Source organism: Streptomyces sp. NPDC012466, from assembly GCF_042955215.1.
Classification (GTDB): domain Bacteria; phylum Actinomycetota; class Actinomycetes; order Streptomycetales; family Streptomycetaceae; genus Streptomyces.
The window spans coordinates 202,090-221,873 of sequence record NZ_JBIBEQ010000010.1 but is presented as its reverse complement, the minus strand read 5'-3'; the positions used below and the strand labels follow the sequence as shown (position 1 = coordinate 221,873).

17 protein-coding genes are annotated in these 19,784 nt (G+C 71.3%); 7 read left to right on the top strand and 10 right to left on the bottom strand.

Translation table 11 applies throughout. From position 1 onward, the window contains the following. Positions 1 to 49: 49 nt before the first annotated feature. The gene (locus tag ACFY9E_RS32425) at positions 50 to 790 is read left to right on the top strand and encodes an SDR family oxidoreductase (RefSeq protein WP_390990050.1); all 741 of its coding nucleotides are present in this window, start codon (positions 50 to 52) and stop codon (positions 788 to 790) included. A gap of 80 nt (positions 791 to 870) precedes the next feature. Here ACFY9E_RS32425 and ACFY9E_RS32420 read toward each other — a convergent pair whose 3' ends face one another. Next, a complete protein-coding gene (locus ACFY9E_RS32420) occupies positions 871 to 2,007 on the bottom strand; it encodes a mechanosensitive ion channel domain-containing protein (RefSeq protein ID WP_390990048.1) in 1,137 nt (378 codons plus the stop codon). Between the two features lie 38 nt (positions 2,008 to 2,045). Between ACFY9E_RS32420 and ACFY9E_RS32415 the strand changes: the two genes are divergently transcribed. After that, the gene (locus ACFY9E_RS32415; RefSeq protein ID WP_390990045.1) at positions 2,046 to 2,684 is read left to right on the top strand and encodes a dienelactone hydrolase family protein; all 639 of its coding nucleotides are present in this window, start codon (positions 2,046 to 2,048) and stop codon (positions 2,682 to 2,684) included. 7 nt (positions 2,685 to 2,691) lie between these two features. On the opposite strand, the gene ACFY9E_RS32410 is transcribed toward ACFY9E_RS32415, so the two are convergent. From ACFY9E_RS32410 to ACFY9E_RS32395, 4 genes are all read right to left on the bottom strand, one after another. Next, entirely contained in the window at positions 2,692 to 4,362 is a 1,671-nt protein-coding gene (locus ACFY9E_RS32410) for an alkaline phosphatase D family protein (RefSeq protein ID WP_390990043.1), read from the bottom strand. Between the two features lie 92 nt (positions 4,363 to 4,454). Then, positions 4,455 to 5,264, bottom strand: coding sequence for a thioredoxin domain-containing protein (locus tag ACFY9E_RS32405; RefSeq protein ID WP_390990040.1), 810 nt, complete (start codon positions 5,262 to 5,264; stop codon positions 4,455 to 4,457). 78 nt (positions 5,265 to 5,342) lie between these two features. Continuing rightward, positions 5,343 to 6,038, bottom strand: a complete 696-nt coding sequence (locus tag ACFY9E_RS32400) for a hypothetical protein (RefSeq protein ID WP_390990038.1) — start codon at positions 6,036 to 6,038, stop codon at positions 5,343 to 5,345. 67 nt (positions 6,039 to 6,105) lie between these two features. Continuing rightward, complete coding sequence (locus tag ACFY9E_RS32395; protein WP_390990036.1) at positions 6,106 to 7,455, bottom strand: DUF2252 family protein; 1,350 nt, start codon at positions 7,453 to 7,455, stop codon at positions 6,106 to 6,108. Between the two features lie 217 nt (positions 7,456 to 7,672). On the opposite strand from ACFY9E_RS32395, the gene dnaE reads away from it, so the two are divergent. Further along, the gene (dnaE, locus tag ACFY9E_RS32390) at positions 7,673 to 11,212 is read left to right on the top strand and encodes a DNA polymerase III subunit alpha (RefSeq protein ID WP_390990033.1); all 3,540 of its coding nucleotides are present in this window, start codon (positions 7,673 to 7,675) and stop codon (positions 11,210 to 11,212) included. A 90-nt stretch (positions 11,213 to 11,302) separates the two neighbouring features. Here dnaE and ACFY9E_RS32385 read toward each other — a convergent pair whose 3' ends face one another. Beyond that, on the bottom strand, positions 11,303 to 11,470 hold the full coding sequence (locus ACFY9E_RS32385; protein ID WP_390990031.1) for a hypothetical protein: 168 nt from the start codon (positions 11,468 to 11,470) through the stop codon (positions 11,303 to 11,305). Between the two features lie 221 nt (positions 11,471 to 11,691). On the opposite strand from ACFY9E_RS32385, the gene ACFY9E_RS32380 reads away from it, so the two are divergent. The 4 genes from ACFY9E_RS32380 to ACFY9E_RS32365 all read left to right on the top strand — a co-directional run bounded on the left by ACFY9E_RS32380 (position 11,692) and on the right by ACFY9E_RS32365 (position 15,690). Beyond that, a complete protein-coding gene (locus ACFY9E_RS32380; protein WP_390990029.1) occupies positions 11,692 to 12,903 on the top strand; it encodes an NYN domain-containing protein in 1,212 nt (403 codons plus the stop codon). A gap of 123 nt (positions 12,904 to 13,026) precedes the next feature. Continuing rightward, complete coding sequence (locus ACFY9E_RS32375) at positions 13,027 to 14,001, top strand: ATP-binding cassette domain-containing protein (protein ID WP_390990027.1); 975 nt, start codon at positions 13,027 to 13,029, stop codon at positions 13,999 to 14,001. Positions 14,002 to 14,104: 103 nt separating this feature from the next. Further along, positions 14,105 to 14,926: an ABC transporter permease gene (locus tag ACFY9E_RS32370; protein ID WP_390990025.1), complete on the top strand. Its 822-nt coding sequence runs from the start codon at positions 14,105 to 14,107 to the stop codon at positions 14,924 to 14,926. A 56-nt stretch (positions 14,927 to 14,982) separates the two neighbouring features. After that, complete coding sequence (locus ACFY9E_RS32365) at positions 14,983 to 15,690, top strand: AAA family ATPase (protein ID WP_390990022.1); 708 nt, start codon at positions 14,983 to 14,985, stop codon at positions 15,688 to 15,690. On the opposite strand, the gene ybaK is transcribed toward ACFY9E_RS32365, so the two are convergent. From ybaK to ACFY9E_RS32345, 4 genes are all read right to left on the bottom strand, one after another. After that, entirely contained in the window at positions 15,677 to 16,177 is a 501-nt protein-coding gene (gene ybaK / locus ACFY9E_RS32360) for a Cys-tRNA(Pro) deacylase (RefSeq protein WP_390990019.1), read from the bottom strand. The two genes, ACFY9E_RS32365 and ybaK, sit on opposite strands and share 14 nt — an antisense overlap. A 10-nt stretch (positions 16,178 to 16,187) precedes the next feature. After that, on the bottom strand, positions 16,188 to 16,928 hold the full coding sequence (locus ACFY9E_RS32355) for an LON peptidase substrate-binding domain-containing protein (RefSeq protein WP_390990016.1): 741 nt from the start codon (positions 16,926 to 16,928) through the stop codon (positions 16,188 to 16,190). Positions 16,929 to 16,939: 11 nt separating this feature from the next. After that, entirely contained in the window at positions 16,940 to 17,971 is a 1,032-nt protein-coding gene (locus ACFY9E_RS32350; RefSeq protein ID WP_390990260.1) for a hypothetical protein, read from the bottom strand. A gap of 121 nt (positions 17,972 to 18,092) precedes the next feature. After that, entirely contained in the window at positions 18,093 to 19,670 is a 1,578-nt protein-coding gene (locus ACFY9E_RS32345) for an oxidoreductase (RefSeq protein ID WP_390990013.1), read from the bottom strand. Between the last annotated feature and the right edge of the window lie 114 nt (positions 19,671 to 19,784).

The following is a 19,784-nucleotide window of genomic DNA, read 5'->3' as shown; positions in this document are numbered from 1 at the left end:
CCGTCGCCGGTTTGACCGCGGGAGGCCGGGGCGTCATAGGGTCGTCGGCATGGCACGAAACGTGGTGATCAGTGGTGGAGGTACGGGAATCGGGCTCGCGGCGGCTCGGGTGTTCGCCGCCGGCGGGGATCGGGTGCTGCTGCTCGGGCGGCGGGCCGATGTGCTGGAGAAGGCCGGGGTGCCCGGCGCACTGACGTACGCGGCCGATCTCGCCGAGCCGGCGGACGTGCGGGGTGTCGCCGCCTTCGTGGAGCGGGAGTTGGGGGCTGTGGACGTGCTCGTGCACAGCGCCGGGGGCAGCGGACTGCTCGAACCGGACGCCCCGGGTGACGATCCGCTCGCGGCCGTCGCACACACCTGGAGCGTGAACTTCCGGCTCAACACCCTCACCGCCGTCCTGCTCACCGAGGCGCTGAAGCCGCGGCTCGCCGAGCCCGGCGGCCGGGTGCTGTTCCTCGGCTCCATCGCCGCCTACCGGGGATCCGGGAGCGGGGCGTACGCGGCGGCCAAGGCGGGGCTGCATCCCTACACCCACGATCTGGCCCGGGAACTGGGGCCGCGCGGCATCACCGTGAACGTGGTCGCGCCCGGGTACATCGAGGACACCGAGTTCTTCGGGGACGCGATGGCCGAGGAGCGACGGGCGCGCCTCATCGCCGAGACCTCGACCGGCCGGGCCGGGACTCCGGGGGACGTCGCCGAGACCCTGCACTGGCTGGCCTCCCCGGGCGCCGGGCACATCACCTCGCAGATCATCCAGGTCAACGGCGGCGCCGAACGCGGCCACTGACCCGGCGGACAAGGGGGAGGGCCGGCCGCGACGCGGCCGGCCCTCCACCTTGTCGTGCGGGCGCAGGCCCGTCTCGATCGTCAGCGGTCCGGCCGTCCCGAGCCGTTCCCGTGGTAGCGGCGCTGCTGGGCCGGCACCGTCTGCGGGGCCGGGCGGTGGCCGTTGCTGCCGGGAGACGGCGGAAGGACCGCGTCCGCCGTGTTGACGCGGGGCAGGGCGTACGGGTGCTCGTGGGTCAGCCAGCGGATCATCTCCTCGCGGACCGCGACCCGCACCGTCCAGATGTCGTCCGCGTCCTTGGCCGTCACCAGGGCCCGCACCTGCATGGTGTTCGGGGTGGTGTCCGTGACGCACAGGTTGTAGGCGCGGCCGTCCCAGGCCGGGCACTCGCGCAGGATGTCGCGGAGCTTGTCGCGCATCGCCTCCACGGGCGCCGAGTGGTCGACGTGCCAGAAGACGATGCCGGTCATCTGCGGGGTGCCGCGCGACCAGTTCTCGAACGGCTTGGACGTGAAGTACGACACCGGCATGGTGATCCGGCGCTCGTCCCACGTGCGGACGGTCAGGAACGTCAGCGTGATCTCCTCGACCGTGCCCCACTCGCCGTCCACGACCACGGTGTCCCCGATGCGCACCATGTCACCGAAGGCGATCTGGAAGCCCGCGAACATGTTGCTGAGCGTGGACTGCGCGGCGACACCGGCGACGATGCCGAGGATGCCGGCCGAGGCCAGCAGCGAGGCACCGGCCGCCTTGAACGCCGGGAAGGTCAGCAGCATGCTCGCCGCGGCCACCACGCCGACGATCGCGGACACCACCCGCATGATCAGCGTCACCTGGGTGCGCACCCGGCGGACCCGGGCGGGGTCACGGTGGACCCGGGCATGGGCGTACCGGCTGTAGGACGTCTCGACGATCGCCGCCGCGATCCGGATGATCAGCCAGGCGGTCGACCCGATCAGCACCAGGGTCAGTACCCGGCCGACGGCCTCCTCGCGGCTCTGCAGCAGTTGCGCCTTGTCGTACGAGCCTCTCAGCAGGGCGGCGCACAGCACGAGCTGGTAGGGGATGCGGGCACGGCGGAGCAGCCCCCACAGCGGGGTGTCGTGATGCCGTGCGTCGGCCTTGCGCAGCAGGAAGTCGGTGGCCCAGCCGATCACCAGCGTGAGCACGACCGAGCCACCGACCACGATCAGCGGTCGTAGCAGGTTCTCCATGCCCCCGAACCTAACCGGCTCCCGGGGGGCATGAACATGTGACTTCTGTTGCGTCCTGGGTAGTGCCGGGAACCCGGGCCGTCACACCCGGCTGGCACCATGGCCTCATGAACATCATGCTCTTTCACTCGACCTTCGGACTGCGGCCCGCGGTGCTCCAGGCCGCTGACCGGCTGCGATCGGCCGGACACGAGGTGTGGACGCCCGACCTCTTCGAGGGGCGCACCTTCGAGGAGGTCGAGGAGGGCATGGAGCACAAGGAGAAGATCGGCAAGGACGAGCTGCTGAAGCGGGCCGTGCTGGCCGCCGCGCCCTACTCCGAGCGCGGGCTGGTGTACGCCGGATTCTCGCTCGGCGCCTCCATCGCGCAGACCCTCGCCCTCGGCGACGACAAGGCGCGCGGACTGCTCCTCCTGCACGGCACGTCGGACATCGCGCCCGACGTCACGGCGGAGGACCTGCCGGTCCAGCTGCACGTGGCGGAGCCGGACCCCTTCGAGACGGACGACTGGCTCAGCGCCTGGTACCTCCAGATGGGCCGCACCGGCGCCGACGTCGAGGTGTACCGGTACGCCGGGGCCGGCCACCTCTACACCGACCCCGACCTGCCAGACTACGACGAGGAGGCCGCCGAGGCCACCTGGCGGGTGGCACTCGGCTTCCTCGAAACCCTCTGAGGGCCGGTCAGACCGGGTCGTGGACGCGCTCGAGCTTCTGCGTGCCGCTGCGGGTGCGGTACGACCGGGTCCACTTGGCGGTCGCGTCGCGCTTCGTGCGGTCGGAGACGACGTAGAAGTCCATCTGCGCGCGCTCGGCCGTGATGTCCAGGACGCCGAAGCCGTGGCGGTCGGTGTCGACCCAGTGGACGTGCCGGTTGGCGGCGCGGATGACGGGGGAGGCGACCGCCGAGACCGTGCCTTCCGGGACCTTCACGATGTCGTCGAGGTTGTCCGAGGTGACCGAGGTGACGACGAACTCCGTGGCGGCCGACGGGGACAGCGGATACGTGCCGGCGTTCACCGGCACGTCGTTGGCCCAGGCCATGTGGATGTCGCCGGTGAGGAAGACCGTGTTGCGGATGGCGTTCGTCCGCAGGTGCGCCAGGATCTCGCGGCGGTCGTCGGTGTAGCCGTCCCACTGGTCGGTGTTGAGGGCGAGGCCCTCCTGCGGCAGGCCCAGCAGCTCGGCCAGCGGCTTGAGCAGGTCGGCGGAGAGCGAGCCGATGGCGAACGGCGAGATCATCACCGAGTTGCCGACCAGCCGCCAGGTGGTGTCGGACGACGTCAGCCCCGCCTTGAGCCAGTCGAGCTGGGCGCGGCCGGTGAGGGTGCGGTCCGGGTCGTCGACGTCGCCGTTGCCGACCTTGACCTGCTGCGAGCGGAAGGAGCGCAGGTCCAGCAGTGAGAGGTCGGCCAGCTTGCCGAAGCGCAGCCGGCGGTAGGTGGTGCCCTCGATGGCCGGGCGCACCGGCATCCACTCGAAGTAGGCCTGCTTGGCGGCGGCCTGGCGGGCGGACCAGGCGCCCTCCGCGCCCTCCGTGTGGTTCTCCGCGCCGCCCGACCAGGCGTCGTTGGCGAACTCGTGGTCGTCCCAGATCGCCACGACCGGGGCCGTGGCGTGCAGCGCCTGGAGGTCCGGGTCGGTCTTGTACCGCCCGTGCCGGGTGCGGTAGTCGGCGAGGGTGACGATCTCGTGGGCGGGGGCGTGCGGGCGGACGACCTTGTCGCGGGTGCCGTACTCGCCGGTGCCGTACTCGTAGATGTAGTCGCCCAGGTGCAGCCAGGCGTCCAGGTCGCCGCGGGCCGCGAGATGGCGGTACGAGGAGAACCAGCCGGCCTCCCAGTTGGCGCACGAGACCACGCCGAAGCGCAGGCCCGGGACGGCCGCGTCGTGCGCGGGGGCGGTGCGGGTGCGCGCGGCGGGGGAGTCGGTGCCGCCGGCGGAGAAGCGGAACCAGTAGTCGGTGCCCGGCCGGAGGCCGCGGATGTCGGCCTTCACGGTGTGGTCGGAGGCCGCGGTCGCGGTGGTCGAGCCCTTGGCGACGACGGTGGTGAACGCCTTGTCCTCGGCGACGACCCAGCTCACTTCGGTGTCCGGGCCGACTCCGGAGCCGGGTATCGCCTCCGGCACCGGGGTGACGCGGGTCCACAGCAGGATGCCGTCCGGCAGCGGGTCCCCGGAGGCCACGCCGTGCAGGAAGGCGGGTGCCTGGTCCACGGCGCGCGCCGGCAGGGTCGCCGCCAGCGGCCCGGCCAGGACAGCGGTCGCCGCCGCGGCCTTGACGACCGTACGGCGGCGCGGGGTGAGGGAGTTGACACCCTCTGACGTTTTCGATGATCTGTATCGACTGGTCACGACCGATCAGGTTACTGAGCGGTACGCGCCGAAGCGGGCGAACTCGTGAAGTTCGCCCGCTCTTCACAAGGCGGCCGGTCCCTGACGGGCCGTCACTTCTTGAGCGCCTCGCCCACGACCCTGTTGAAGTCGGCCACCGTCATCAGCGGGCTGCCGCCGTTCAGCTGCTTGCCGTCCATGACGAAGGCCGGGGTGCCCTTCACGCCTTCCTTGTTGTCGTCGAACGTCTTCGACATGGCCATCGCCCAGGCGTCGTAGGTGCCCTTCTCGACCGCGTCCTGGAACTTCTTGTCGTCCTTCAGTTCGGGGACGGTGTTCGCGACCTTGATGAGGTAGCTGTCGTCCTTGAACTTGTCGGTCGTCTCCTCCGGGTGGTACTTCGCCGAGTACAGCGCGGCCTTGTAGTCGAGGAACGCCTTGTCGCTGACGTTCAGCGCGGCGCCCAGGGCGCTCAGCGCGTTCTTGGAGCCCTCGCCGTTGTCCTTGTCGTCGATGAACGTGGCGCCGACGAACTGCATCTTGTACTTGCCGTCGTCGATGTCCTTCTTCACGGTCGGACCGACGGTCTGCTCGAACTGGGCGCAGATGGGGCAGCGCGGGTCCTCGTAGATCTTCAGCGTCTTCTTGGCCGAGTCCTTGCCGATGACGACCGTGGTGCCGTCGGTGCCCGTGGTGTTGGCCGGGGTGACGACCTTGGCGTCCTTCTGGCCCTCCCAGTAGGTGGGCTTGTTGGCCTGGACGACGGCGTAGCCGATGCCGCCGGCTATCGCGAGGACGCCGACGATGGAGCAGGCGACGATGACCTGCCGCTTGACCTTCGCCCGCTTGGCCTCGCGCTCACGCTCGACGCGCAGCCGCTCGCGGGCCGCCGTCTTCGCCGCCTGGCTGTTCCGCTTGCTCATGGTGATGTTCTCCGTGGGGGACGCGCACAGCTGTGTGTGCGGAATACGTAAGGGGGACTGCCGGTGCTCGGAAGTGCCTCATGCGAAGGCGGGTGAGCACGGCGGTCCACGCCGTCCCAGGGAGTGGGCGAGGATCCGGTCGCGCGCGGTGGGCGTGCGGTCGGCGGCCCGCGCCGGCAGACGCCGGCCGGCCGGGGCCCGTTCCACCGCGACCGCGGCGGCCGCCAGCAGCAGCGGCCGGAACGTGGTCGCCGTCACCGCCCGCAGCAGCTGGGCCAGGGCCCGCTCACCGCGGCGCAGCCAGACGGCGGCGAGGAGCCCGACGCCGATGTGCGCGCCGAGCAGCAGCCAGGCGGTGGCCGGGTCGGCATGGACCACCGCCGCCGCGAGCCGGTCGGTGCCGGTGGCCCCTGCCATCCGGGCCAGGGGTGTGCCGATCTCACCGCCGCCGCAGAGCACGTCCAGGCCGACCGAGCGCAGGGGGCCGGTGACCGGGCCGCCCGCCCGGCCGTAACAGGCGTGCTGACCCGTGGTGAACACCGTGTCGGCGGCCAGTTCCAGCGGGATCAGCAGGGCCGCGATCCTCCCGAAGGAGCGCTCGCCGCCCGCCAGGGCGAAGGCGATCACGAACACGGCGGCGGCGACCGCGGCCACCGTGCCCACCGGCAGCGGGGCCCGGGACAGCAGCACGTGCGACGCGGTGCTGAGCGTCACGACCACGGCCGTGAACAGCGCCGCGCGAACGGCTCTGAGCTGGATCCCGGATATGTCCATAGCGAAAGGAGTCTGTCATGGGGGCCTGTAAGGGACCCCTAAAGGATGCCTGTGAGAGGCCTTACCGTCACACGCCCGGAATCCGGCCGTTGCGGAACAGGTCGACGAAGGTCTGGTGGTCGGCACGCGCGCGTGCGCCGTAGCGGTGCGCGAAGTCGACCAGCAGGGGGGCGAAGCCCTCCTCGTCGGCCGCGATCGCCGCGTCGATGGCCCGCTCCGTGGAGAACGGCACCAGGGACTCGCCGGACTGGTCGTCCGCCGCCGAGTGCATCGTGGCCGTCGCCCGGCCGAGGTCGGCCACCACCTGGGCGATCTCCTCCGGGTCGTCGATGTCGCCCCAGTCGAGGTCGACGGCGTACGGCGAGACCTCGGCGACCAGCTGGCCCGCGCCGTCCAGCTCGGTCCAGCCCAGCCACGGGTCGGCGTGCGCCTGGAGGGCACGCTGGGAGATGACCGTGCGGTGCCCCTCGTGCTGGAAGTAGTCGCGGATCGCCCGGTCCGTGATGTGCCGGGAGACGGCCGGGGTCTGGGCCTGCTTGATGTAGATCACGACATCGTTCTCCAGGGCGTCGCTGTGCCCCTCCAGCAGGATGTTGTACGACGGCAGCCCCGCCGAGCCGATGCCGATGCCGCGCCGGCCGACGACGTCCTTCACGCGGTAGGAGTCCGGGCGGGCCAGCGAGCTGTCCGGCAGCGTCTCCAGGTACCCGTCGAAAGCGGCGAGGACCTTGTAGCGCGTGGCCGCGTCCAGCTCGACGGAGCCGCCGCCCGCCGCGAAGCGGCGCTCGAAGTCGCGGATCTCCGTCATCGAGTCCAGCAGGCCGAAGCGGGTCAGGGAGCGGGCGTCACGCAGCGCGTCCAGCAGCGGGCCCTCGGCCGTGTCCAGCGTGAACGGCGGCACCTCGTCGCTCTTCGCGCCCGTCGCCAGGGCACGGATCCGCTCGCGGTACGCCACCGCGTAGATCGTCACCAGCTCGGAGATCTGCTCGTCGCTCAGCGCCTTCGCGTACCCGATCAGCGCGATGGAGGCGGCGAAGCGCTGGAGGTCCCAGGTGAAGGGGCCGACGTAGGCTTCGTCGAAGTCGTTGACGTTGAAGATCAGGCGGCCGTTGGCGTCCATGTACGTGCCGAAGTTCTCCGCGTGCAGATCGCCGTGGATCCACACGCGGGACGTGCGCTCGTCCAGGTAGGGACCGCCGAGCGTCTTCCCGCCGTCCCGCCCGGCGCTCTCCTCGTCCATGTCGTGGTAGAAGAGGCACGCCGTCCCCCGGTAGAAGGCGAAGGCGGAGGCCGCCATCTTCCGGAACTTCACGCGGAACGCGGCGGGGTCGGCGGCCAGCAGCCGGCCGAAGGCGGTGTCGAAGACGGCGAGGATCTCCTCACCGCGGTGCTCGTCGTTGAGCTGCGGGAACGACATCGCTGGGTGCCTCCTGGTGCATACGTCTCAGGGCGGCAGGTCCGCCCTCGGCCTAACGTGCGGCGGCCCGCGGGAGTGCCCGCGAAGCCTCGCACGAAGGTACGCGGGTCAGGCCTCCGGGTGTCAGTGCCGAGGCATAGACTTCGACGCTGTCCCCCCAGACTGTCCGCAGCCTGCCGGACCCCATTCGCCGACGTTTTTCTCTGGAGGCCGCCGCATGTCGAAGCCGCCGTTCACGCACCTGCACGTCCACACCCAGTACTCGCTGCTGGACGGTGCCGCGCGGCTGAAGGACATGTTCAACGCGTGCAACGAGATGGGCATGACGCACATCGCCATGTCCGACCACGGCAACCTCCACGGGGCGTACGACTTCTTCCACACCGCCCAGAAGTCCGGCGTGACCCCGATCATCGGGATCGAGGCCTATGTCGCGCCCGAGTCCCGCCGCAACAAGCGCAAGATCCAGTGGGGCCAGCCGCACCAGAAGCGGGACGACGTCTCCGGTTCCGGTGGTTACACCCACAAGACGATGTGGGCGGTGAACTCGACCGGCCTGCACAACCTCTTCCGGCTGTCCTCCGACGCCTACGCCGAGGGCTGGCTCCAGAAGTGGCCCCGGATGGACAAGGAGACCATCGCCCGGTGGTCCGAGGGGATCGTCGCCTCCACCGGCTGCCCCTCCGGCGAGGTCCAGACCCGGCTGCGCCTCGGCCACTTCGACGAGGCCCTGAAGGCCGCCGCCGACTACCAGGACATCTTCGGCAAGGACCGCTACTTCCTGGAGCTGATGGACCACGGCATCGAGATCGAGCACCGGGTCCGCGACGGCCTGCTGGAGATCGGCAAGAAGCTCGGCATCCCCCCGCTGGTCACCAACGACTCGCACTACACGTACGCGCACGAGGCGACCGCCCACGACGCGCTGCTGTGCATCCAGACCGGCAAGAACCTCTCCGACCCGGACCGCTTCAGGTTCGACGGCACCGGCTACTACCTGAAGTCCACGGACGAGATGTACGCCATCGACTCCTCGGACGCCTGGCAGGAGGGCTGCGCCAACACCCGTCTGATCGCCGAGATGGTGGACACCACGGGCATGTTCGAGAAGCGCGACCTCATGCCCAAGTTCGACATCCCCGAGGGCTACACCGAGGTCAGCTGGTTCCGTGAGGAGACCCTGCGCGGCATGCACCGCCGCTTCCCGGACGGCATCCCGGACGACCGCATGAAGCAGGTCGAGTACGAGATGGACACCATCATCTCGATGGGCTTCCCGGGCTACTTCCTCGTGGTCGCCGACTTCATCATGTGGGCCAAGAAGCAGGGCATCGCGGTCGGCCCCGGCCGAGGCTCGGCGGCCGGCTCGATCGTCGCCTACGCCCTCGGCATCACCGACCTCGACCCCATCCCGCACGGCCTGATCTTCGAGCGGTTCCTCAACCCCGAGCGCATCTCCATGCCCGATGTCGACATCGACTTCGACGAGCGCCGGCGCGTGGAGGTGATCCGCTACGTGACGGAGAAGTACGGCGCCGACAAGGTCGCCATGATCGGCACGTACGGCACCATCAAGGCCAAGAATGCGATCAAGGACTCCGCGCGTGTGCTGGGCTATCCGTACGCGATGGGCGACCGCCTCACCAAGGCCATGCCCGCCGACGTGCTGGGCAAGGGCATCAATCTCGACGGCATCACCAACCCCGAGCACCCCCGGTACTCCGAGGCGGGCGAGATCCGGGCGATGTACGAGAACGAGCCCGACGTGAAGAAGGTCATCGACACCGCCAAGGGCGTCGAGGGCCTGGTCCGGCAGATGGGCGTGCACGCCGCCGGCGTGATCATGTCCAGCGAGACCATCACCGATCACGTCCCGGTCTGGGTCAGGCACACCGACGGCGTGACCATCACGCAGTGGGACTACCCGAGCTGCGAGTCGCTCGGCCTGCTGAAGATGGACTTCCTGGGCCTGCGCAACCTGACGATCATGGACGACGCCGTCAAGATGGTGAAGTCCAACAAGGGGATCGACATCGATCTCCTGAGCCTCCCGCTCGACGACCCCACGACCTTCGAACTGCTCCAGCGCGGCGACACCCTCGGCGTCTTCCAGTTCGACGGCGGCCCCATGCGCTCCCTGCTCCGGCTGATGAAGCCGGACAACTTCGAAGACATCTCCGCCGTGTCGGCCCTGTACCGCCCGGGCCCCATGGGCATGAACTCCCACACGAACTACGCCCTGCGCAAGAACGGGCAGCAGGACATCACGCCCATCCACCCCGAGCTGGAGGAGCCGCTCAAGGAGGTCCTGGACGTCACCTACGGCCTGATCGTCTACCAGGAGCAGGTGCAGAAGGCCGCCCAGATCATCGCCGGCTACTCGCTCGGCGAGGCCGACATCCTCCGCCGCGTGATGGGCAAGAAGAAGCCCGAGGAACTGGCGAAGAACTTCGTCCTCTTCCAGGAGGGCGCCCGCAAGAAGGGCTTCAGCGACGAGGCCATCCAGGCCCTGTGGGACGTGCTGGTCCCCTTCGCCGGCTACGCGTTCAACAAGGCGCACTCCGCCGCCTACGGACTCGTCTCCTACTGGACCGCGTACCTGAAGGCGAACCACCCCGCCGAGTACATGGCCGCGCTGCTCACGTCCGTGAAGGACGACAAGGACAAGTCGGCCGTCTACCTCAACGAGTGCCGCCGCATGGGCATCAAGGTGCTCCCGCCGGACGTCAACGAGTCGATGTCCAACTTCGCGGCCCAGGGCGACGACGTGATCCTCTTCGGCCTCTCCGCCGTCCGCAACGTCGGTACCAACGTGGTCGAGTCGATCATCAGGTGCCGCAAGTCCAAAGGGAAGTACGTCTCCTTCCCGGACTACCTCGACAAGGTGGAGGCGGTGGTCTGCAACAAGCGCACCACCGAATCGCTGATCAAGGCCGGCGCCTTCGACGCGATGGGCCACACCCGCAAGGGCCTCACCGCGCACTACGAGCCGATGATCGACAACGTGGTCGCGGTCAAGCGCAAGGAGGCCGAGGGGCAGTTCGACCTCTTCGGCGGCATGGGCGAGGCCGAGACCAGCGAGCCGGGCTTCGGGCTCGACGTGGAGTTCTCCACCGACGAGTGGGACAAGACCTATCTGCTCGCCCAGGAGCGCGAGATGCTCGGTCTGTACGTCTCCGACCACCCGCTGTTCGGCCTGGAGCACATCCTGTCCGACAAGGCCGACGCCGGTATCTCCCAGCTGACCGGCGGTGAGCACTCCGACGGCGCGGTCGTCACCATCGGCGGCATCATCTCGGGCCTGCAGCGCAAGATGACCAAGCAGGGCAACGCCTGGGCCATCGCCACCGTCGAGGACCTCGCAGGCTCGATCGAGTGCATGTTCTTCCCCGCGACCTACCAGCTCGTCTCGACGCAACTCGTCGAGGACGCCGTGGTGTTCGTCAAGGGCCGCCTCGACAAGCGCGAGGACGTGCCGCGGCTCGTCGCGATGGAGCTGATGGTCCCGGACCTGTCCAACGCGGGCACCAACGCGCCCGTGGTCCTCACCATCCCGGCCACCCGGGTCACCCCGCCGCTGGTCAGCCGCCTCGGCGAAGTCCTCAGTCACCACAAGGGCGACAGCGAGGTCCGGATCAGGCTCCAGGGGCCGACCAAGACGACCGTGCTGCGGCTGGACCGGCACCGGGTGAAGCCCGACCCGGCGCTCTTCGGCGACTTGAAGGTGCTGCTCGGGCCGTCCTGCCTGGCCGGCTGACGCAGGCTCTCGATGCGCTTGAGGGGCGTACCCGGCAGCGGGTACGCCCCTCGTGCGTGTGCGTGGGGTCAACAACCCGTCACGCAGACGTCAGTTGTGGCCGAAGCTGCGCTTTCGCTTGCCGGACGGGGCCATCTCGCCGGGGGTCGTCTCGACCTCGGTCTGGGGCTCCGTCTGCGAGGCGGGGCTGCGGTCGGCCCGCTGGCCACGCTCGGTCGGACGCTGCTGCTTGCGGTCACGGTTCTTGTTCTTGGCCATGGTGATGCCTCCTGTGGGGGACTAGGGGCCAGGGCCGGGACCAGATTCACACAGGCCGACAACGATCGCATGTCGGGCAATTACCGTGCGTGACAGGGGTGGTCGCAGGGGGAAGTCCCGAAACGCCACGCCGAAGATCGAGTTCCGGCCGTTAACCTCCGCGCCGTCGGGCAGACTCGAAGCAGGCCCGAAGCAAACCTCCCGGGAAGAGGGTGAGTCGCGTGGACCGCTGCATCGTCCTGGTGGACGCTGGGTATCTGCTGGGAGCCGCGGCGAGTCTCCTCGCCGGGGAGCCCTCACGGTCCCGCATCACCGTCGACCACACCGCCCTCATCCAGGGGCTGCGTGAGCGTGCCGAGTCCGACACGCAGCAGCCGTTGCTGCGCATCTACTGGTTCGACGGCGCCCCCGACCGCGTTCCGCAACCCGAGCATCGCAGGCTGCGCGTGATGCCCCGGGTCACCGTCCGGCTCGGCGCGCTGACCCGCAGCGACGGCCGCTGGGCGCAGAAGGGCGTGGACGCCGCGATGCACGCCGAGCTCACCGAACTGGCCCGCAACCGCGCCTGCTCCGACGTCGTCCTCGTCACCGGCGACGGCGATCTGCTGCCCGGCATGATGGCCGCCAAGGAGCACGGCGTCGCCGTCCACCTGTGGGCCGTCCAGGCCGCCGACGGCGACTACAACCAGTCCGAGGACCTGGTCGCCGAGGCGGACGAGCGGCGCGTCCTGGACCGTACGTGGATCACCAGGGCCGTCCGAGCCAAGGACTACTCCGGGGTGTGCGCGCCCCAGCCCGCGCCCCGGCCCGAGATCGCCGCGATCCTCTCCGCGCCGCTGCCCGAGTCCGCCCTCGGCGCCGCGACCGAACGGCCCGCCCCGCAGCCGCGGCACCCGGCGGCCGGTCCCGGGCAGAACGGCACCGAGGAGCGGCTACCCGCCGCCAAAGGCGTCCCCACGCCCAAAGACCTCGCCGCCCTGCGCGCCCCCGGCCCCCAGCCCGCCCAGCCCCCCGCCTCCGCCACCCTCCGGTGGTCCTCCGACAAAGGCTGGGTCGACCGGCCCACGGCCGAGCCCCCCGAGGCCGCCTCGATGCCGACACTCGCCCAGCTGACCACGGCCGAGCAGCGGTGGGCCGACCGCGAGGAGGACATCACCACCGTCGGCGGCGACTCCTACGAGGTGGGTCAGGTCTTCGCCCGGCGCTGGGTGGAGCGCCTCGGCGACCAGAGCCACCTCCAGAAACTGTCCGGGATGTATCCGCGCATCCCGCACCGCGTCGACGGGGAGCTGCTGCGCTACGCCGCCCGTTTCGGCCTGCTCGCCCACAAGGACGACCAGATCGACGAACGGGACCGGTACGCCATCCGGGCCGGGTTCTGGCGGGAGATCAGCGTGCGTACGGGCGTGGAGCACCCGCCCGTCGACGCCTGAGATCTTTGCCGACGGATTTCCCGTTGCGGACCGACCCGAGAGCGGACCGGGGTCGCCGACCCCGTAGTCTCGTCCTTTGTGAGTAAGCGCGCGGCACAGGCATTTCGGCACGATGGTGACGTCGTGTGCGCGGTCCGCGGGCTGACCAAGACCTATCCGGCGGTACGGGCCCGGCGCGGCACCCCCGCGACACCCGAGGTCCGGGCCACGGACGACGTGACGCTGGACATCCGCCGCGGCGAGATCTTCGGCCTGCTCGGTCCGAACGGCGCCGGCAAGTCCACCCTCGTCCGCCAGCTCACCGGGCTGATGCGGCCCGACCGCGGCAGCGTGGAGATCCTCGGCCACGACATCGTGCGCCACCCCGAACGGGCCGCGCGGATCCTCGCCTACCTCGGGCAGGAGTCGACCGCCCTGGACGAGCTCACCGTCTCCCTCGCCGCCGAGACCACCGGGCGGCTGCGCGGCCTGGACATACGACGGGCGCGGGCCGAACGGGACGCCGTCCTCGACGAGCTGGGCCTCACGCCGCTCGCCGGGCGGCCGCTGAAGAAGCTCTCCGGGGGCCAGCGGCGCCTGGCGTGCTTCGCCGCGGCCCTGGTGGGGGAGCGGCCGCTGCTGGTGCTGGACGAGCCGACCACCGGCATGGACCCGGTGGCGCGCCGGGCCGTGTGGTCCGCCGTCGACCGGCGGCGGGCCGAGCGCGGGACGACCGTGCTGCTCGTCACCCACAACGTCATCGAGGCCGAGACCGTGCTGGACCGGGTGGCCGTCCTCGACCGGGGGCGGGTCATCGCCTGCGACACCCCCGCCGGACTCAAGGAGCAGGTCGCCGGTGAGGTGCGCGTCGACCTGGTGTGGCGGGACGCGGCTCCGCTGCACGTGCCCGAGGTGGCCGCGCTGCGGGACCGTGTCGTGGAGTCGGGCCGCCGCTGGACGCTGCGGCTCGGGCCCGAGGAGGCCCGGGCGGTCGTCGCGACCGTCACCGGCGGGGCCGCCTTCGCCGCCCTGGACGACTTCACGCTGGCCACGCCGAGCCTGGAGGACGTGTACCTCGCCCTCGGCGGTGCCGTGCAGCAGGGGCTGGTGAAGGTGTGAGCGCCGGGGCGCAGGGCGCGCGGGCCGTGAGCACACCGGCCGCCGCATCCGTATCGAACAGGCGACTGCCGCAGTGGACCCGAGCGAAGGGGAGCAGCGCGACGTGAGTGTCGTACCCGCCGATGTCCTGCCGGGCAGTGCCCTGGCCGTGGACGAGCCCGCCGTGTGCGCGGCCGAGCTCGGACCCCGGGCGCGGCTGTGGCCGTCGCTTGCGGCCGTGTACCGGGCCCAGCTGTCCCGGGCGAGGGTGGCGCGGATCCCGCTGCTGTTCGTGGCGACCTTCCAGTCGATCGGGATCATGATCCTGATGCGCGGGGTCGTGGACGACGGGGCGGAGGCGCAGGCCGTCGTCGCCGGGTCGTCGGTCCTCGTGGTCGCCTTCGTCGCGCTGAACCTGCTCGCGCAGTACTTCGGGCAGCTGCGGGCCAGCGGCGGACTCGACCACTACGCGACGCTGCCGGTGCCGCCGGCGGCCGTGGTGCTGGGCGCGGCGGGCGCGTACGCCTCGTTCACGGTGCCCGGGACCGTCGTGACGGCGGTCTTCGGCTGCGTGCTGTTCGGGCTGCCCATGGCCCATCTGTGGATCCTCCTGGCCGTGATCCCGCTCGCGGGCGCGGCGCTCGCCGGGCTCGGTGCGGCGCTGGGGCTGCTCGCGCCCCGGCCGGAGCTGGCCACGCTGCTCGGACAGCTGGGCATGTCGGCGGCGCTGCTGCTGGGCGTGCTGCCCGCCGACCGGATGCCGGAGGTCGTGCGCTTCACCCGGGACCTGCTGCCCTCGACGTACGGCGTGGAGGCCTTCGCGCGGACGTTCGGGCCGCGGCCGGACTGGGCGTTCGTCCTCGGTGACCTCGCCGTGTGCGCGGTCGTGGGCGTCGTCTCGCTGGCCGTGGCGACGTGGGCCTACCGCCGGGCGGCCGTCCGGTGAGCGCGCAGGGGTCGTCCGGTGACGCGGCACACAAGCGGGCCTGGCACGATGGCAGGGTGACCGCACCGCTGACTCCGCCCCCGCCGCCGCACGAACACTCCGCACAGGGTCCGTGGCAGCCGCCGGCCGCCGGGCCTCAGGCTCCCGGGTCGCAGCACGCCGAGTACGCCGAGTACGCCGGGCACGGCTGGTACGGACAGGACGGCCCCGGGATGAAGACGGAACTGCGGGAGGCCGCCGTGATCGCGGTGGCCGTGGCGCTCGGCGGGGTGCTGCTCGGAGTGCTGTGGTGGTGGCTCGCGCCGCACGTGCCGCTGGTCGGTGACGTGGTGGAGAAGAACTGGGTCGTCTACCTCAAGGACACCGAGGGCGAGCAGGCCATCGGTGTCGACGGCACGTTCACGCTGCTCGGGCTGGGCTTCGGCGTCGTGAGCGCGCTGGTCGTCTTTCTGCTGCGGCGGCGCGGGGGCGTGCCGCTCGTGGTGGGGCTCGCCCTCGGCGGGCTGCTCGGTTCGTTGCTCGCCTGGAGGGTCGGCGTGTGGCTCGGACCCGAGCAGGACGTGATCGCGCACGCGCGGGAAGTGGGCCGGGGGGTGACGTTCTCCGCGCCGTTGAAGCTGGGCGCGAAGGGGGCGCTGCTGGCCTGGCCACTGGCCGCGCTGGTGCTGCACCTCGGGCTCATGGGGCTGTTCGGGCCCCGGGACCCGGAGCCCGAGTTCGCGGCCGGGCCGTATCCGGAATCGCCCGCCCCTAGCGGCCGATAGGCGCCAGGACCGCCTCCGTCAGCTTGCGCAGGTCCTCCGGGGCGAGCTCCACCTCCAGACCCCTCCTGCCCGCCGACACGCAGATCGTCGCGTGCGCCGACGCCGAGGCGTCGAGGACCGTCGGCAGCTTCTTGCGCTGGCCCAGGGGCGAGATGCCGCCCCGGACATAGCCGGTCGTGCGTTCCGCCAGGGTCGGGTCGGCCATCGTGGCGCGCTTGCCGCCGACCGCCGCGGCGAGGGCCTTCAGGTCCAGCTGGCCCGCCACCGGGACCACCGCGACCGTCAGGGTGCCGTCGACGTCCGCGACGAGGGTCTTGAAGACGCGGTCCGGGGAGACGCCCATCGCCTCGGCCGCCTCCTCGCCGTAGCTGGGGTGGGCGGGGTCGTGGTCGTAGGCGTGGACCGTGTACGCCGTGCCCGCCGCCGTGAGGGCCACCGTCGCGGGGGTGCCGCCCGCCTGTTGCTGCTTCTTCGACTTCTTGGCCATGCCGATCCGCTCAGTTGAGGCTCATCGGGCCGCGCGTCAGATCCGACGCCGGCAACGACGGCAGACTACGGATGATCGCCGTCTCGGAGCGAAGGAGTTTCAGCTCGTCGCGCAGGCGGGACGCCGTGTCGGGGGCTTGGAGCAGGCGCTGCTTGGCCGGGGTGTCCAGCATCATCGCCGCCGCCACCAGGTACGACACCACGCCCGGCTCGTCGGGCAGGTCGGCTCCGGTCGCGAGGGAGCGTTCCCGTGCCCCGGCCAGCCGCTTCTGGTACTGGCGGAAGGACCGCAGCACCCCCACGGCCAGCGGCGCGGCCTCGTCTCCGGGCTCCTCCGCCAGTGGCTCCAGCTCGGCCGTCAGGAAGGGCCCGGACGCCTCGACCGACAGCAGTTTCACCCGGGTGGTGCCGGTCGCCAGCACCTCGAAGGAGCCGTCGGTGCGCTCCCGGATCGTCGCCGCGTCCGCGATGCAGCCCACCTTGTGGAACGCCTTGGCCGGGTGCGTGCCGAAACCGGCCGCCGGTCCCCGCTCGGGCACGGCCGTCGGATCGGGCATGCCGGGCGCGGTCGGGGCCACCTCGTGGCCGTCCCGGATCGCCACGACGGCGAATCGGCGCGGCTCGTCCTCCGGCGTCTTCAGCAGTTCGCGCATCATGGCGCGATACCGCTCCTCGAAGACGTTGAGAGGGAGTACGAGCCCCGGGAACAGCACCGAGTTCAGGGGGAAGAGGGGGAGCCGGACGGTGGTCACGACGCAAAAGCCTAATGGTCGCCGGGACGGACCCGTCCGCCCCGTTCACTCCGTGGATGCCAGGACGGGTCCGCGGCCGTCGCGGCCCGGATGTCGTCGCGTACCCGCAGGAAGTGGCCGAGCGGGTCGTCCGACACCTGGTCCCAGGGGAACGAGGTGGCGTACGGGCCGTTCAGGCGCAGCTGTTCGCCGGCGTCCTGCCAGCGCTCCAGGCGCACCAGGACGAAGATCAGCAGGTTCCGCATCCGGGCCGGCCAGGGATCGGCCGCCGGCAGCCGCGGGGACAGCGCGATCGCCCGGTCCACGGCCGCGTCCAGCCGCTCACGGGACACCTCGGGCCCGCAGCCGTCGGTGAGGTAGCCGAAGGCGGCCCGCAGCGGGAGCGCCTGGACGAGCGCGCCGGGGGGAGCGTCCTGGGCGGCCCGGTCGGCGAAGTCGAAGCACTCGTGGTGCGAACCGTGCCAGTAGGTGGCCAGGTAGCGCAGCGCCGCCACATGGCAGCCGTAGTGGTGCGGGGCACGGCGTACGGCCGCCTCCCACAGCTCCTCGAAGTACGTGTGCCCGGCCTGGGCGCCCCGGGCGTGGTCGAGCGCGAGCCGCCACGGCACCGGATCCCGCTGGTCGCCCCGGGCCGCGGCCGTGATCAGCGGGCTCACCTCGCGCAGCAGCTCGGCCCGGGCCGGTGACCGCCAGGCGCGGTCCACCGCCAGCTGGGCCCGGACCAGCAGCGCGTCGGGGTCCTGCGGGGCGGTGGCGAGCCAGGCGTCCAGCCACTCGGGCCGTGAGCGCGCGAAGGCGGCCAGCCGGGTGACGTACCGGTCGCGCCGTTCCCATTCGGAGGCCGCGCGGGTGGCCAGGAGCAGGCCGGCGGCCGGCCCGTGGTCGCCGCGGGCGGCGGCGACCAGCGCCGGACTCAGCCGGGCGTCCGGTGCGTCGAGCAGCACCTCGTCGTCGGTGCGGGGCTCGCCGGCGAGGTGGGGGGAGGTCCTTGCCATCCGGCTCGGGCGGATGAACGGGAGCTGCATTGCCATGGTGCCGACCATTGAAAGTCGGGTGGTCATCGCGGCGCCAGACCGTTCATTGAACCTGCGGAAAGTTGTACGTCCGATGGTCAAGAGAGCGTAAAGGTGTGACAGTTCAACAACTTTGGTCACAGCAGCATCATCAGTTGCGCCGCAGCAGCCGTGTGGCCCCCGCCGCCACCGTCGTCGCCAGGACCCAGCCCAGCAGGATCATCGCCGTCGCCAGCCACTGCCAGGCCCCGCGCAGCTGCCAGAAGCCCACCTGGCCCAGGTCGATGACCGGCAGCAGCAGATCGAGGGTGAAGAGCGTGGGATTCCACTCCGGATGCTCGCCCCGCTTCATCGGCGGATGGCCGGCCTGCGCGAAGGTGAGCGAGCCCGCCGCCCACAGCACCGCCATCCACACCGCGGCCCGGCCCGGCCGGTACCCGTAGGCGACCGTCCAGTCCTGCGCGTACCCCCACAGCTTGGCCGCCATCGGCAGGCTCTCGCGATGCCGGCGCTGCTTGGCGAGCAGCACCTCGCGGGCGTCCTCGTCCTCCCCGCCGGCCCGCAGCACGGCCGCGAGCCGCTCGTACGGCTCCGGGTTGTACTCGGCGGTCGCCGCCGCCACCCAGTCCAGCCGCTCGGCCAGCGGGAACGGTCCGCGCGGCACGAGGTTCTCGTAGGCGAAGCCGCCCATGTGCAGCCGGCCGGGGCCCGGCCAGGCGTCGGCCCGGTCCATCAGGTTGATGACCTTCGCCCCGGACAGCACCACCCGCCCGCGCGCCGGCTGCTCCCCGAGGAACCGCAGCTCGGGAGTCTGCACCCGGCGCAGCGACAGCTCCTGGTCGTCGGTGAGGGTGAATCGGGCCTGCTCGAAGTCGACGGCGTCGCCGAACCGCCCGTCGTCCAGCCGCATCCCGCCCTCGCACTCGAAGCGCTGGATCCGCGTCCCCTGTGCCGGAGTCATTCCGCTCATCGCCTGGGCGCCGACCCCCGCCGGGGTGAGGTACAGGCTGCGCTCGACGGTCAGCTGCGGGGCGTTCAGCGCGAGCCGCGCGTACGGGTTGGCCAGGCGGGCACCGCGCAGGCTCAGGGAGACGCCGACGGTGGCCGCGCGCAGGCTCAGCTCGCCGTGCGACTCCAGCAGCTCGGCCTGTAAGTCCTGGCCGACGGTCAGGCCGTCCGCGGCGATCGACCGGCCGCTGTGGTCCCGGTGCACGAGCGCCTGGTTCAGCATCAGGTCCGTGCCGATCTGCGCGTCCGTGAGCCGGATGCCGTGGTGGAAGCGGCAGCGCGGCAGATGCAGATCACCCTCGGTGTGCACCCGGGCCGCCTCGAGCCGCGGCACCGAGCAGTCCACCATCCGCAGGGTCGTGAAGCGGGCCTCCGGGAGCAGCACGTCCTGCTCGAACCGGCACCGGCGCATCTCGACGTACGGCACCACCGTGCCGCCCGCGAGGTCCAGCGAGCCGCTGACCTGCACGCCGACGAGTTTCAGCGAGGACACGCGGCCGGCCAGGGCGGGCGGGCCGTCCAGGAGCAGCCAGCACACGATCCGGGCCCGCACGGTCCGCTCCCCGCCCCACGGATGACCGCCGTGCGGATCGTCCGCCACGGCGTCGCCGCTGCTCAGGTCGTACACGGTCCCGTTGCGGAAGGCCTGCCACATGCCGGCCTCGGCCGCGGTCAGGTCGTCGGGCAGATCCCCGGCACGGACGCCGGCCCCCTCGGTCACAGTTCTTCCATCCTCCCCGGGTACTCGCCGGTTGGTTCCTTCGTACAACTGTTCATGCCCGCTGTGTGACGCCCCGAAAGCAGGAGGTGAAGGGGATCTTCCGGGTTCCGGCGG